This is a genomic window from Caballeronia sp. LZ003, from assembly GCF_031451465.1.
Taxonomy (GTDB): Bacteria; Pseudomonadota; Gammaproteobacteria; order Burkholderiales; family Burkholderiaceae; genus Caballeronia.
The window spans coordinates 3037841-3052313 of the sequence record NZ_JARUXJ010000001.1 but is presented as its reverse complement, the minus strand read 5'-3'; the positions used below and the strand labels follow the sequence as shown (position 1 = coordinate 3052313).

Genomic DNA, 14473 nt, shown 5'->3' with positions numbered 1-14473 from the left:
GGAGCATTTATGGCAGTCAGCGTATTCGACCTCTTCAAGATCGGCATCGGACCTTCGAGCTCACATACCGTGGGCCCGATGCGCGCCGCGCTGATGTTCGCGCAAGGGCTCGAACGCGATGGGCTGCTGGACGCGGTGGCATCGGTGAAATGCGAGCTGTACGGATCGCTCGGTGCGACGGGTAAAGGCCACGGCACGGACCGCGGCGTCATGCTCGGCTTGATGGGCGATGCCCCCGACACGGTCGATGCGGGCACCATCGCGCCGCGCCTCGAAACCGTACGCACGTCCAGGACGCTCGCGCTGCTCGGCACGCACAAGATTCCGTTCACGCTGAAGGAGAACATTGCGTTCTATCGGCAGGCGTTGCCGGAGCATCCGAACGGCATGAAGCTGCACGCATTCGACGCGAGCGGCGAGCCGTTGCGCGAGGCGACGTATCTGTCAGTGGGCGGCGGCTTCGTGGTGACGGCGGGCGCGGCGAACACGGCGGTGCTTACGGCCATCGAACACTTGCCCTACGCCTTCAAGACGGGCGATGAGTTGATGAAGATGTGCGCCGATTCGGGCAAGTCCATCGCGCAACTGATGTGGGAAAACGAGCGCGTGTGGCGTAGCGAGGACGAGATTCGCGCGGGCTTGTTGCGAATCTGGGACGTGATGCAGGATTGCGTCGCGCGCGGCTGCGGCATCGGCAATCCGGATGCGGATGGGCATCTGCCGGGTCCGTTCCAGGTGAAGCGGCGTGCGCCGGTGTTGTATCGCGCGCTCGCCGGCAAACCCGAGCAGGCGCTGCGCGATCCGCTATCGATGATGGACTGGATCAACCTCTACGCCATCGCCGTGAATGAAGAGAACGCGGTCGGCGGCCGCGTGGTGACGGCGCCGACGAACGGCGCGGCGGGCATCATTCCAGCGGTACTGCATTACTACGATCGGTTTTTGCCGGGATCGAATGCGCAGGGCGTGATCGATTTTCTGCTGACGGCGGCGGCCATTGGCATCCTCTACAAGATGAACGCGTCGATTTCTGGCGCGGAAGTGGGATGTCAGGGCGAAGTGGGCGTTGCGTGCTCGATGGCCGCCGGGGGACTTGCGGCGGTGATGGGCGGCACGCCCGCGCAGGTGGAGAACGCGGCGGAAATCGGCATGGAGCACAACCTTGGGCTCACGTGCGACCCGGTGGGCGGCATGGTGCAGATTCCGTGCATCGAACGTAACGCGATGGGATCGGTGAAGGCCGTCAACGCGGCGCGCATGGCGATGCGTGGCGATGGATCGCATTATGTATCGCTGGATTCGGTCATTAAAACCATGCGCGAGACAGGGGCGGATATGAAGACGAAGTATAAGGAGACTTCGCGGGGTGGGTTGGCGGTGAATATCGTGGAGTGTTGAGGCTCCAAGCAGAAATTGTCAGGGCGATTCAAAAATTCGGTGGACGAAGCAGTTTCCATCACGCAAGGCGGTTAGCATCGATAGAACTAAAGCGAATCTATCGACTGCTCCTTCGGTGCGACGCGGTCGCTTCAAATACTTGAGAGACCGCCTTGCTTCCACAGGATCTTGCTGCGCATAAGCAAGTGCGCAAAACGCTGACCGGCTCGCCAAAGTTCAAGCAGATGGTCAAGAACAAGTGGCCGAAGCCATTTAATCGGATGGCGAGGCCGCGCGTTCACGCCACCGAACTCATTCGCGTGTCGGACGACCACTTCGTATTGTTCGTTTGGCGCGACGGAGAACAACTCGAAGACCGCGCGTTCTACGCGCATCTGCTTTGCTCGCTGCCGAAGGGCGATCTCTATCCCTTGCTCGAGTTTCACTACCATCCAAGCCATAAGGGTTTGCACTGCAAGGTGCCGTGTCGGACGACAAGCGATTATCGGAACCGCTTGCTGCCGGGCGCGCCGGAGCTTAACCTTAAGTCGTCGAAACGTTTCGATCCACGTGCGGAAAATGATCGTGGCGCTTTGATCGTGTTGTTCTGTAAGGCGACGGGCATCACGATCTCAAACGAGCAAGACGGCCAGGGCGACTTATCGTGCTAGCAGACACACTTAAACAAACAATCTGCGCGCTATTCGAAGTTCACGCTGACTCGAACGGCGTGTATCGCGTCATTACGCCGCTCGAATATCCGGGAACAGGCGATCGCGTGGTGGTGCGTATTCGTTCTCGCGACGACGGTTTTGTTATCGATGAAAACGGAGAAGCCTGCTTTCACGCAAGTATGGCGGGTGGCGATGTCGAGTCGGGCGCCGTCGAGCGCTGGTCGGAAGCGTTTGCTCAAGACAGTCCGGCGCGCCTGTGCGATGACGAAGTAATCCGAGCTACGACAATCGACGAACGTCTTCTTGCGCCCTATGTGTTCCGCGTCGCTGAGGCAGCGCAACAGCTTTATGGCGTAGCTACGTCTCGCGCCGAACGCCAGGGAAGCAATGAGTTCACGGTCCGCTTGAAATGCGCGATTGACGAGATTGCAAGCGATTTGGGCCTCGCGCATGTGTCGGACGTTGAGTTGCCGATCTCCGGTGGCTTGATCGCCGACCATGTCATCGATACGCCCACGCCTTCCATCGTGATTGCCGCGACGAGCGCGAAGCGTCTTCTAGAAGGGGAGATCATTCATTTGCAGTACCGCGCCCAAAAGATGCCGGGCGCGGTCTTGGCAATTGCGGAGTCGCAACAAGCGGTCGGCAAGATTCAGTTCGAACGCGCGAATTACTACACGTGGAAAACCGTTGTGTTCGATGCGCGCAATCTTCGAAGTCTGATCAGCGCCACGCTTAATTGATTATCGAATCAAGGCCCGCACCTCAAGCCCCAATCAAATTAACCACTTTCACATTCCGCGTATCCGGCACTTCCGCATAAGAAAGCACCTTCAACTGCGGCAGACTCCGGCGCAGGAACCGCGCAAGCATCGCGCGTAGCGAATGCTGCACGAGCAGCACCGGCGGCAAGCCCAAGTTCTGCTGACGCAGCATCGCGTTCTGCGTCGAGTTCATCAGCGTCTGCGCAAGCCCCGGCTCCAGTCCAGGGTTCGCGCCCGTCGAAAGCGCCTGCGACAACACACGCTCCAGCATCGGATCGAGGCCCATCACCTGAAGGTCGTCGGTGCCCGGAAACCACTGCTGCGAAATCGCGCGGCCGAGCGCAAGGCGCACCGCGGCCGTAAGCTCGTACGGATCGGCGAGTCGCGGCGCGTGCTCCTGCACCGCGTCGAGAATGGTGCGCATGTCGCGAATCGGCACGCTTTCGTCGAGCAAATTCTGCAGCACCTTCTGCAACAGCGTGAGCGAAATGGTCTTCGGCACGAGATCCTCGGTGAGCGACGGCGTGTCCTTGCCAATACGATCCAGCAACGCCTGCACTTCCTGACGCCCAAGCAATTCCGCCGCGTGCGTCACGACGAGATGATTCAAATGCGTCGCGACCACCGTGCTGGCATCGACGACCGTGTAGCCATAAACCTGCGCCTGTTCGCGCATATTCGTGTCGATCCACACTGCCGGCAAGCCGAACGCCGGGTCCTGCGTCTGCGGGCCCGGCAAAGTCACCGACACCTGCCCCGGATTGATCGCGAGCCACTGTCCCGGAAACACTTCGCCAACGCCCACTTCCACGCCCTTCAGCGCAATGCGATACCCATTCGGCCGCAATTCCAGGTTGTCGCGAATATGAATGACAGGCGGCAAAAACCCGATTTCCTGAGCGAACTTCTTGCGAATGCCCTTGATACGCTTGAGCAATTCTCCATCCGTATTGCGATCGACGAGCGGAATCAGCCGGTAGCCCACTTCAAGGCCGAGCGGATCGATCAGCGCGACATCGTCCCAGCTCGCTTCGGCATTCTCCACCGGCGCGGCCGCGACCGGCGTGATGTCCGTAACGTTGCCGGCTTTCTTCTTCGCTTCGGCGCGCTTGTTCATCGAACGCGCGGCGTAGATCAAGCCGCCACCGAGCAGCATGAACGCAAAGTGCGGCATGCCCGGAATCAACCCCATCACGCCGATGATCACGCCCGTGATCATCAACACGCGCGGGTTCTGGAACAACTGGCCGGTCAACTGCGTACCGATGTCTTCCTCGGTCGCGACGCGCGACACGATCACGCCCGCCGCCGTCGAAATGATGAGCGAAGGAATCTGCGCGACGAGGCCATCGCCGATGGTCAGGAGCGTGTAGTTCGTCGCCGCGTGGCCGAAGTCCATGTCGTGCTGAAGCATGCCGACGATCAGCCCGCCCACGATGTTGATCACCATGATCAGCAAGCCCGCGATCGCGTCGCCGCGCACGAACTTGCTCGCACCGTCCATCGAACCGTAGAACTCGGCTTCTTGCGCCACCGCCGTGCGGCGCTTCTTCGCGGTTTCTTCGTTGATGAGGCCGGCGTTCAGGTCGGCGTCGATGGCCATCTGCTTGCCGGGCATCGCGTCGAGAGTGAAGCGCGCGCCGACTTCCGCGATACGTCCCGCGCCCTTCGTGATCACCATGAAGTTGATGATCATCAGAATCACGAAGACGACGATACCCACGGCGAAATTGCCGCCAACGAGAAAGTGGCCGAACGATTCGATCACCTGACCGGCAGCGTCCGGGCCGGTATGACCTTCGAGCAGCACGATCCGCGTGGACGCCACGTTCAGCGACAGGCGCAGCAGCGTCGAGAACAGCAGCACGGCGGGGAAGGCCGCGAAGTCGAGCGGCTTCTGTGTGTACATGCTGACGAGCAGCACCATCACCGAGAGCGCGATGTTGAAGGTGAACAGCAAATCCAGCAGGAACGCCGGCAACGGCAAGATCATCATGCCGAGGATCATGCAGATCAGGATCGGACCGGCGAGCGCGCGCAAATTCTGCGTGCCGAGCGCGTCGGGCCGTTTGGCGAAAAATCCAGCGCGCGCGTTCATGCTGCGGCTCCATTCGAGGTGTCATCGGCGCCGAGTACGTCGGCGGCTTCTTGTTCGGCATCGGCGTCGGAGACGCTGCCCTTGTCGAGTTCTTTCGGTACTTCGAGATCGGACGGATCGTCCGGCTTGGCGCCGCCGTCTTCGCGATACCGGCGCAGCTGATAAACCCACGCCAGCACCTGCGCGACAGCGCCGTACAGCGCCCCCGGAATCTCGCGGTTGATTTCCACGTTGTGATAGAGCGCACGCGCAAGCGGCGGCGCTTCGAGCAGCGGCACGTTATGCTCGCGGCCCAATTCGCGGATACGCGCGGCCACCAGATCCACACCCTTGGCGACGACCTTCGGCGCGCGCATTTCGCCATCGGCGTATTTGAGCGCGACGGCGAAGTGCGTCGGGTTGGTGACGATGACATCGGCGGTCGGAATTGCCTGCATCATGCGGCGCCGGGCGGCGGCGCGTTGTTGCGCACGGATGCGGCCCTTCACGTGCGGGTCGCCTTCGCTTTCCTTGTGTTCGCGCTTCACTTCTTCCTTGCTCATGCGCAGCTTCTTTGCGTGCGAATAAAGCTGATACGGCACATCGACGGCGGCGACGAGAAAGAGGCCGCCGATGGCCATGCCGCAGCACACGAACAGCAGATGCATGGCGTCGGCGAGCGCGAGGTCGAGCGGCTTGGTCAAAAGACCGAGCACTTCGGCCTTGCGGCTCCACATGGCCGAGCCCGCCATGCCGCCGACGACCACGGTTTTCAGCATCGACATGCCGAGCTGGATCGGACCGTTCGACGAGAACATCTTGCCGAGGCCGCTGATCGGATTGAGCCGGCCGAAGTTCGGGGCAAGCGGCTTCGTGGTGATGAGCCAGCCGCCGAGCGCCATGGGTGCGGCGAGCGCGGCGGCGGCGGTGAGCGCGAGCACCGGCAGCATGGCGAGCATGCCTTCCTTGCTGGCGTTGGCAGCGCCGATCATCATCTGGTGAGTATCGAGCACGTTCTCGTGATTGAAGGTGAACGCGCCGCGCAGAATGCCTTGCAGATGACCGTAGATCGGACCCGACAAACCCCATACCCCGAAAAATCCCGCCGCGAGGAGCGCGAACGATGCGAGTTCCCGCGAGCGCGCAACCTGGCCTTCCTCCCGCGCCTTTTCAAGGCGCCTGGGAGTGGCTGATTCGGTTTTTTCGAGATCGCTTTCTTCTGCCACTGCGCTTCGACTCCGGTTCGACTGCGTTAATCGCCATGCACGCGGCGCGAAGCCGCTTCTTGATGAAAGCGATTATTGCGGAGGACGTCGAGCCACCATCGGCGGATAAGGCCGGGGAAAGGGGGTTTGTTCGGGTGATGAGAGGCGTTGGGACGGACGCGCCGCGCGGCGGAAGCGTTGATCCGGCGATGTGCCGCGCCGATCGGATATAAGCGTTGGCATGCGCCGAAAGTCGGACGCAAGCGGACTAAAGCAAGCTCCGACACTACAAGAAGTGCGAGGCTTATCGGTGAAAGGAAGCGTCGACGCTTGCCGCTGCGACCATCGGCACACTCGGCGGAATCATGTGCCGACGGTTCGAAAGGCGCGGATCGTTCACCGCGCCCGCCCGGCTAGAGGCTGCGCGGAGCTTCGAACGACTGCAAAACAGCGGGCTTTCGCAAGAGCCAGAGGCGTCAGCAAGCCGGCGATCGAATCAGGCGCGACCGCGTCGAAAAACCAACCCGCCGACAGATAACCAGCCTCGGCCGCCAACCAGGAGCGCCAAGCGACGTGCGCCCCGATCGAGACAAGAAGCCCGGGAAAGCGTTGAAAAGAACGGCTGTCGTTTACCGAATGCCAGCGGAGCAAGCCGCGCCGGCCCGAAAGCGCACCCGGCAAATGCAACCCTCCAACAAATCCTCAAGCTCCCGGCAACCGCCCATCCGGCCCGTAAAAGCCCGCCTTCGACGGCGCAACCTGCAACGCGGCGAGCGCCTTGCGGTTGTATTCCATGCGCGTGCGGATCAACACGCCGTTGTTGTTGTTGCCTTGACGCGCACGGCGAGCGGCGGCGCACAACAACGCCCATTGCTCGGCGATGCGCGCATCGCCCTGAGCGGCGACTTCCATGCCGGCGAAACCGCCCGGCAGGTCGAGCGCGTGCAAATGCGCGTCGCGATCTTTCTCGAGCGCGGCGATGCGCTCGGTCAACTCGGTCTTGTTCTCGATGATTCCAGGCAGCGCTTCGAGCGGCTGCGCGGCGATCAGCGCCTTTTCCTCGTGGGCGAGGAGGGCTTCGAACGCCAGAACGGCGGCGACTTCTTCGGTAACGGTGGACAGCAGGGCGTCTCTCATTGCAGCTCGCTAAAAAAACGCGGGTTTCACAATGCGCCTGCCGCCGTCGAATTCCGGTTCCGTTGCGCGTCTGCTTTCGAAGCGAAAGCGGGCGCGGCGGAGAAAGAACTCAGGCGCCAGCGGGCGCGGTTCTGGTTTGCAGCATGTCGCGCGCGGAACCCAGCATGCCGTCGGCGATCTTGCCGGCGTCGATCTTGTAGCTGCCGTCGCGCAGTGCTGCCTTGATCGAATCGACTTTCGCCGTATCGACGTCGGCGCTGTTCGACGCGCGCAGACCCGACGACAGCGATGACAGACTCACTTTCGAGTTCTGCGCGGCGGTCGTGCCGGCTTGCGCCACGCTAGAAGCGCTCTTGGCGTCGTTTTGCGATGCACGTTGCGTAGCGTCTTGAATTCCAGCCAGTGCGATGTTGCTATTCGATTCGATTTTCACGATGTCTATTCCCGTACTTGTTGAGTCCTTTATCGGCGGGGGTGTTTGGAAACTTTACCCAACCGGGGGACCCATACGGGGCATCGACTCGCTCGTCGCCCGAAAAGCCTTACGGGGCGGGCTTCAGAGCAATTGCAACAAAGTGAAACAAACTGTTATCTGGTCCACATAAGGGCTCTAGCGGCTCTTTCAGACCGATTCGTTCGGACGATGGAGCGCCGAAAAGAGCCACCTTCGGTCACGCATCTCGACGGTCTTACTGTCTTTCACGACCTGACTCGCAGATATCTGCCTCAAGCCGTCTCACATCCGTATCTCGACGGTCTGACTGTCCTTCACGATGCCGGTAATGATCTGTCCGTTGGCCGTCTTCACGCGGACTTGCTGGCCGGGCGCGGCGTTGTTCATCACGCTGCCTTCGGCGGAAATCGAGAATCCGGAGCCATCCGTGACGACGTGCACCGTCTGGCCGACCGCAACCGAGCTGGCCGCGCGCAGCATGTCGGTGCGCAGCGGCAAACCCGCCGGCACGCGCGACAGCGCGATCGCGCCCACGGCTTGCGCTGGATCGGTGACCGTGGCCTGCGGCATCGCGGTGATATCGCCTTCGTGGGCGACCACATCGCCCTGACCGAGCATCTCGCCGGGAGCGATCGCGCGCGCCGCCGTGTAGTAAGTCGCGTTGATCGCCACGCGCGCTTGCAGATAGAGCGTCCACGGGCGCTCGCCGACGCAGCGCACGCCCACTGTCATACGGCCCCAGAGCCGTGCGCCGGTCGGCATGAACGGATCGATCGACGAACACGGCGCGAGACCTCGCGGGAACGCAGGCGTCACGGTGATCTCGACCTTGCCCGGCAGTCCGGCGGTTTGTTGCTGAAGAAAAGCCATGGCAGCCGCGCGAATGCTCTCGCCGTCCTGGACGGTGGCGCCGGTGGCGTTCGCTTGTGGCAGCGTCGTCGCGGCGGGCGCTGCGGCGGACGGATTAAAACTGACGCGCTTCATCGGCGATGCCGCGCTGGGAACGGGCGCCGTCGTGCCTGCCGCGATCGGACGCACGGCGCCGTTGCGGGCGGGAATGGCGTCGTCGCGGGTGACGACCACGGGAATCACATCGCGCGATGGCGTGACGGAGGCGACTCTGCGCGGATTCGCGTTCGCGGCGGTATCGGGTTGAGCTGCGGTTTGAGCGGCGCCCGGAGCATCGGCAACCTTGGAAACGGGCGCGCTCATCGCGCCGCTTACTGCATTCTGATTAGCAGGGGCCGCCGCGCGCGCCGTTCCAACGCCCGTTTGCGCCTTCGCTTCGCCCGGACCGGGAATGACGATCATGCCGCTTGCGTCGTCCATGGCGTCGTCGGCGGCTTCGGCGCGCGCTTCGAGCGCGAGCGCGGCATGGCGCATGGCGGCATCGGCGGCTTTGCTGGCATCGCCGTAGCCGCTCGGGCGCGACATCATCGCGGATGAAATTGCTGCCGGAGAAACGGCGGCCACCGGTGCGGGCGCGGTCGCGGGCGCGGCTTTCGCGGTCTTGAGACCCTTCGCCATTTCCGCCGCGGCTGCCGGATTCGTCTCCGCATTGCCCGGAATGACGATGGGACCATCGTCCTGCTGCGCGTAAGCGCTCGCGGTAAAGCCAAAACCAGCGGCCCCGACGAACAGCAGGGCCACGCCAGCCGCCGAGCGTCGCGCAAGCGACGACGCCTTCTGCACGCGGCGCTCCATCGCGGCGACGCGGGCAAGAGCCTTCGACGAATGACTGGCGGACCTGCTCATTACTTCTCTCCCTCGCGCGCCGCGAATGCCGCGACGGCGTTCTGATTCGATTGAGCCGTCCTGCCCTTTGCGGGGGCGCGGACAGGACGGCGACTGCAAACCGCTAACGACACGCCGCGATTTCCACGGCGGCACTCCCATTCGACTGACTCGTCTTGCCCAGGCTGGGGCGCGGACAAGACGGCAACTACACATCGCTGGACAAACCCCGCCGCAATGCCACGGCGGCCGAGCCCATCCACCCGAAGTCCCACGAACATCACAGCCGCTTCGACTCCCAAACCATTCCTTTCGACCACGAACCAGATTCTAGATAGACCGCGCGGCGATCAAGCGTCGAATAGAGGCCCCGTTTCCCGGTTATTCGTCGGATTAGTTGTTGCGCGCCGCTCCTAATATTCGTGTCATGCAAAAAGGTCTTGGCGATGCCGGACCCGGACCAAACATCTGTAGAGGACGGTGATGCTAGACAAACTCGACAAGGAATTCGCCTTCGGCCGCGAAGCGCTCGATGTCCGCGCGTATCGGCAGGAACTGCTTTCGTCGAATATCGCCAACGCGGACACGCCGGGCTACAAGGCGCGCGACGTCGATTTCTCGTCCGCCCTTGCCGGCGCGCTGAAGAAAGGCGGCGCCACTGGCACGGCGAGCAGCGCGGGCACGAGCAGCACCGGCACGCTGGCAATGGCGCAGCCGGTCAGCGTGAGCGCTGGCGCGGCAATGGCGGTCACGGCGCGCGGCCACATGTCGGGCACTTCGACGCTCACCGCATCCGGCGGTTCGAGCGACGACTACGGCCGCCTCGCCTATCGCGTGCCGAACCAGCCGTCGCTCGACGGCAATACGGTCGATCTCGACGCCGAGCGCGTGCAATTCGCGGACAACGCGCTGCACTTCGAAGCCGGCATGACGGTGTTGAGTTCGCAGATCAAGTCGATGCTTTCGGCGATCACGTCGAACAGTTAAGGAGCCAGAAAACCATGCCTTCTTTGATGAACATTTTCAGCGTGGCCGGTTCGGCGATGTCGGCTCAGGCGCAACGCCTGAACGTCACCGCGTCGAATCTGGCCAACGCGGACAGCACCACCGGCCCCGACGGCCAGGCGTACAAGGCGAAGCAGGTCGTGTTCGCGGTCGATCCGCTCGGCGGCGCGAAGAGCGGCTCCGGCCAGCAAGTCGGCGGCGTGCAGGTCACCGGCGTGATCGACGACCCGAGCCCGATGAAAACCAGTTACGACCCGAGCAACCCGGCGGCGAACGCGGACGGCTACGTGACGCTGCCGAACGTCGATCCGGTGCAGGAAATGGTCAACATGATGTCCGCGTCGCGTTCCTATCAGGCGAACGTCGAAACGCTCAATACCGCGAAGCAATTGATGCTCAAGACCCTCACCATTGGAACCTGAAGGAACATAACGTGACAACCAGCACAACCATCGGCAGCAACGGCACCACGGTGTCGCAGACGCTCCTCGACACCATGAACGGCGCGTCGTCGGCTTCCTCGACGTCGTCCAGCTCGAGCTCCAGTTCGACTTCGGGCACGTCCGCATCGGACCTGCAGAACACCTTTCTCACGCTGCTCGTGACGCAGTTGAAGAACCAGGACCCGACCAACCCCGCCGACAGCTCGCAGATGACTTCGCAGCTCGCGCAGATCAACACGGTGTCGGGTATCGGTCAGTTGAACACGTCGCTGTCCTCGCTCGCCACGCAGCTTTCCGCCGGCCAGTCGACGCAAGCGGCGATGCTCATCGGTTCGACCGTGCTCGCCTCGGGCAGCAACGTGTCGGTATCGAGCGGCGCGTCGTCGACTTTCGGCGTGCAGCTCGCCAACGACGTGAGCGACCTTCAGGTGGTCGTCAAGAACTCGTCCGGCCAGATCGTCAACACGCTCGACCTCGGCGCGCAGAGCGCAGGCGTCGTGCCGGTCTCGGGCTGGAAGCCGGTCGACTCGAAGGGCAACACGCTCGCCGACGGCACTTACACGATCACCGCGCAAGGCACGATCAACGGCCAGCAGGCAACGGCGACCACGCTCGCGGCCTCGCAAGTCCAAAGCGTCGTGCAGATGACGGGCGGCGCACCGGGTCTCAAGCTCGCGAACGGCTCCACGGTCGCACTGTCGAGCGTCGCCTCGATTCTTTAAACAAACAGACATTCCAGAGAGAAACACATGAGCTATCAACAAGCACTGAGCGGTCTGGGCGCTGCATCGAGCGACCTCGACGTGATCGGCAACAACATCGCGAACGCGAACACGGTCGGCTTCAAGCAAGGCCAGGCGCAATTCGCCGATATGTACGCAAGCTCGATGGCCACCGCCGTCAGCAACCAGATCGGTATCGGCACGCGTCTGTCCGAAGTGCAGCAGCAGTTCTCGCAAGGCACGATCACGACGACCAACCAGGCGCTCGACGTCGCCATCAACGGCAACGGTTTCTATCAGTTGTCGAACAACGGTTCGACCGTGTACTCGCGTAACGGCGTGTTCCACCTCGACAACACCGGCAAGATCGTCAACTCGGCCGGCCTGCAACTGATGGGCTACGCGGCGGATTCGAACGGTGTGGTCAACAGCGCAAGCACGGTGCCGCTGTCGGTGCCGACGGCCAATATCGCGCCGACCGCGACGAAGACCATCACCGCGTCGTTCAACCTGAATTCGCAGGACGCAGTGAAGGACAAGGCCGCGTTCGATCCGACCAACGGCAACACGTACAACGCCTCGACCTCGGTCGATGCCTACGATTCGCTCGGCGGCACGCAGAAGGTCTCGGTGTACTTCACGAAGTCCGCGACAGGCTCGTGGGAGGCGTTCGCGGGTTACGGCGATCCGGTCACGCAAAAGTCGGATCTCGGCGCGGTCACGTTCGATACGTCGGGCAACCTGACGAGCAGCCCGAAATACACCTTCACGATTCCCAACGGCGCGGACCCGAGCGGCACGACCACGCAGTCGCTCACGCTCGACCTCACCGGCACGACGCAATACGGCGCGACGAGCGGTCTCGCGAATCTGCATCAGGACGGCAACAGCACGGGCGAACTGACCGGCTTCACGGTTGGCACGGACGGCATGCTGACGGGCAACTACTCGAACGGCCAGACCAAGTCGCTCGGCCAGATCGCGATTGCCAACTTCAACAACCAGAACGGTCTGCAGAACCTGGGCGGCAACGTCTACGCACAGACGGCGGCTTCGGGCGCGGCGCAGGTCGCGGTTCCGGGCTCGACCAACCACGGCGTGCTGCAAGGCGGCGCGGTGGAAGACTCGAACGTCGATCTGACGAGCGAACTCGTGAGCCTGATCACCGCGCAGCGCAACTATCAGGCGAACGCGCAGACGATCAAGACGCAGCAGGCCGTCGACCAAGCGGTCATCAACCTGTAAGCGTCGCCAAGTCAGTCAAGGAAGGAAGCGATTCATGGACCGTCTGATCTACACCGCGATGACCGGCGCAAGCCAGGCGCTCGAACAACAGAGCGTCGTGGCGAACAACCTGGCGAACGCATCGACCACGGGCTTCAAGGCTCAACTCGCGGCGTTCCGTCAAGTGCCGATGTCGTTCGAGAACCAGTCCGCCGATGGCACGACGCGCACTTTCGTGCTCTCGTCCACGCCGAACGCGGACTACTCGGCAGGCCCGATCTCGCAAACGGGCAATCCGCTCGATGTCGCGATTCAGGGACCCGGCTGGCTCTCCGTGCAAACGGCCGACGGCAACGAGGCCTACACGCGCGCCGGCAATCTGCACGTGGATCAGAACGGTCAGCTCGTCACGGCGAACAACTTGCCGGTGCTCGGCACGAGCGGCCCGCTGTCCATTCCGCCGGGCGCGGAAGTGACGGTCGGCAAGGACGGCACGGTGTCCGCGCTGATTCCGGGCGATCCGCCCACGGCGATCGCGACGGTGGATCAGCTGAAGCTCGTGAATCCCGATCCGTCGACGCTGTCGCGCGGCGATGACGGCCTCTTCCATACCGCCGATGGCGACCCCGCCGAAGCGGACCCGAATGTGGTCGTGGCAGGCGGCTCGCTCGAAGGCAGCAACGTGAACCCGGTCTCCGCGATGGTCTCGATGATCTCCAACGCACGCCAGTTCCAGATGCAGACCAAGCTGATGGAATCCGCGGACCAGAACGAACAATCGGCGAACAAGCTGCTGAACTTCAGCTAAGCCGCACAGCCAAGACATTAGGAAACGAACGACATGAACCGCTCCCTCTATATCGCCGCGACCGGCATGAATGCTCAGCAGTCGCAGATGGACGTGATTTCGAACAACCTCGCCAACGTGAGCACCAACGGCTTCAAGGGCTCGCGCGCGGTGTTCGAGGATCTGCTTTATCAGACCGTGCGTCAGCCGGGCGCGAACTCCACGCAGCAAACCGAACTCGCGTCGGGCAGCCAGCTCGGCACCGGCGTGCAGCAAGTCGCGACAGAACGCCTTTACACGCAGGGCAACCTGCAACAGACCGGCAACTCGAAGGACGTCGCGATCAACGGTCAAGGCTTCTTCCAGGTGACGATGCCCGACGGCACGACCGCCTACACCCGCGACGGTTCGTTCCAGACCAACGCGCAAGGCCAGCTCGTCACGTCGAGCGGCTATCAATTGAATCCGGCGATCACGATTCCGCAAAACGCGACCGCGATCACCATCGGCTCGGACGGCACGGTCTCGGTCACGCAGCCGAGCAGCACGGCCAGCACGACGGTCGGCCAGATCACGCTCGCGTCGTTCATCAACCCGGCCGGTCTCGAAGCGAAGGGCGAAAACCTCTTCGCCGAAACGGGCAGCTCGGGCGCGCCGAACGTTTCGCAACCGGGCCTGAATGGCACGGGCTCGCTGCAACAAGGCTATGTGGAAGCGTCGAACGTGAACGTGGTGCAGGAACTGGTCAACATGATCCAGACGCAGCGCGCCTACGAGATCAACAGCAAGGCCGTGACCACGTCCGACCAGATGCTGCAGACGCTTTCCCAGATGCAGGTTTGACGCAGAAGCATTAAACGGATCATCAAG

The 14473-nt window shown here is 62.7% G+C and carries 14 protein-coding genes; 9 read left to right on the top strand and 5 right to left on the bottom strand.

Annotated elements, in window-relative coordinates:
- The first annotated feature begins 9 nt into the window (after positions 1–9).
- The 3 genes from QCE79_RS13870 (at position 10) to QCE79_RS13860 (ending at position 2794) form a co-directional block, all read left to right on the top strand.
- On the top strand, positions 10–1398 hold the full coding sequence (locus QCE79_RS13870) for an L-serine ammonia-lyase (RefSeq protein WP_250466053.1): 1389 nt from the start codon (positions 10–12) through the stop codon (positions 1396–1398).
- 152 nt (positions 1399–1550) lie between these two features.
- On the top strand, positions 1551–2048 hold the full coding sequence (locus QCE79_RS13865; protein WP_309844847.1) for a hypothetical protein: 498 nt from the start codon (positions 1551–1553) through the stop codon (positions 2046–2048).
- Positions 2042–2794, top strand: a complete 753-nt coding sequence (locus tag QCE79_RS13860) for a hypothetical protein (RefSeq protein WP_309844844.1) — start codon at positions 2042–2044, stop codon at positions 2792–2794. The genes QCE79_RS13865 and QCE79_RS13860 overlap by 7 nt, the downstream gene beginning before the upstream one ends.
- A 22-nt stretch (positions 2795–2816) precedes the next feature.
- On the opposite strand, the gene flhA is transcribed toward QCE79_RS13860, so the two are convergent.
- The 5 genes from flhA to flgA form a co-directional block, all read right to left on the bottom strand.
- On the bottom strand, positions 2817–4913 hold the full coding sequence (gene flhA / locus QCE79_RS13855; RefSeq protein WP_244826565.1) for a flagellar biosynthesis protein FlhA: 2097 nt from the start codon (positions 4911–4913) through the stop codon (positions 2817–2819).
- Positions 4910–6118, bottom strand: coding sequence for a flagellar biosynthesis protein FlhB (gene flhB / locus QCE79_RS13850; protein WP_244826564.1), 1209 nt, complete (start codon positions 6116–6118; stop codon positions 4910–4912). The genes flhA and flhB overlap by 4 nt, the downstream gene beginning before the upstream one ends.
- A gap of 681 nt (positions 6119–6799) precedes the next feature.
- Positions 6800–7234, bottom strand: a complete 435-nt coding sequence (locus tag QCE79_RS13845; protein WP_250466048.1) for a flagella synthesis protein FlgN — start codon at positions 7232–7234, stop codon at positions 6800–6802.
- 109 nt (positions 7235–7343) lie between these two features.
- On the bottom strand, positions 7344–7667 hold the full coding sequence (gene flgM / locus QCE79_RS13840; protein WP_309844839.1) for a flagellar biosynthesis anti-sigma factor FlgM: 324 nt from the start codon (positions 7665–7667) through the stop codon (positions 7344–7346).
- 303 nt (positions 7668–7970) lie between these two features.
- Positions 7971–9443 carry a flagellar basal body P-ring formation chaperone FlgA gene (gene flgA, locus QCE79_RS13835; RefSeq protein ID WP_309844836.1) on the bottom strand — a complete coding sequence of 491 codons (1473 nt, stop codon included), beginning with the start codon at positions 9441–9443 and terminating at the stop codon, positions 7971–7973.
- 462 nt (positions 9444–9905) lie between these two features.
- Between flgA and flgB the strand changes: the two genes are divergently transcribed.
- From flgB to flgG, 6 genes are read left to right on the top strand one after another with little or no spacing between them, the layout of a single operon-like run.
- A complete protein-coding gene (flgB, locus tag QCE79_RS13830; RefSeq protein WP_244826560.1) occupies positions 9906–10409 on the top strand; it encodes a flagellar basal body rod protein FlgB in 504 nt (167 codons plus the stop codon).
- A gap of 14 nt (positions 10410–10423) precedes the next feature.
- Positions 10424–10849 carry a flagellar basal body rod protein FlgC gene (flgC, locus tag QCE79_RS13825; RefSeq protein ID WP_244826559.1) on the top strand — a complete coding sequence of 142 codons (426 nt, stop codon included), beginning with the start codon at positions 10424–10426 and terminating at the stop codon, positions 10847–10849.
- An 11-nt stretch (positions 10850–10860) separates the two neighbouring features.
- The gene (locus tag QCE79_RS13820; protein WP_250466045.1) at positions 10861–11592 is read left to right on the top strand and encodes a flagellar hook assembly protein FlgD; all 732 of its coding nucleotides are present in this window, start codon (positions 10861–10863) and stop codon (positions 11590–11592) included.
- 27 nt (positions 11593–11619) lie between these two features.
- Positions 11620–12837, top strand: coding sequence for a flagellar hook protein FlgE (flgE, locus tag QCE79_RS13815; RefSeq protein WP_244826557.1), 1218 nt, complete (start codon positions 11620–11622; stop codon positions 12835–12837).
- Between the two features lie 34 nt (positions 12838–12871).
- Entirely contained in the window at positions 12872–13624 is a 753-nt protein-coding gene (gene flgF, locus QCE79_RS13810; protein ID WP_244826556.1) for a flagellar basal-body rod protein FlgF, read from the top strand.
- Between the two features lie 33 nt (positions 13625–13657).
- Positions 13658–14446: a flagellar basal-body rod protein FlgG gene (flgG, locus tag QCE79_RS13805; RefSeq protein ID WP_244826555.1), complete on the top strand. Its 789-nt coding sequence runs from the start codon at positions 13658–13660 to the stop codon at positions 14444–14446.
- The last annotated feature ends 27 nt before the right edge of the window (positions 14447–14473 follow it).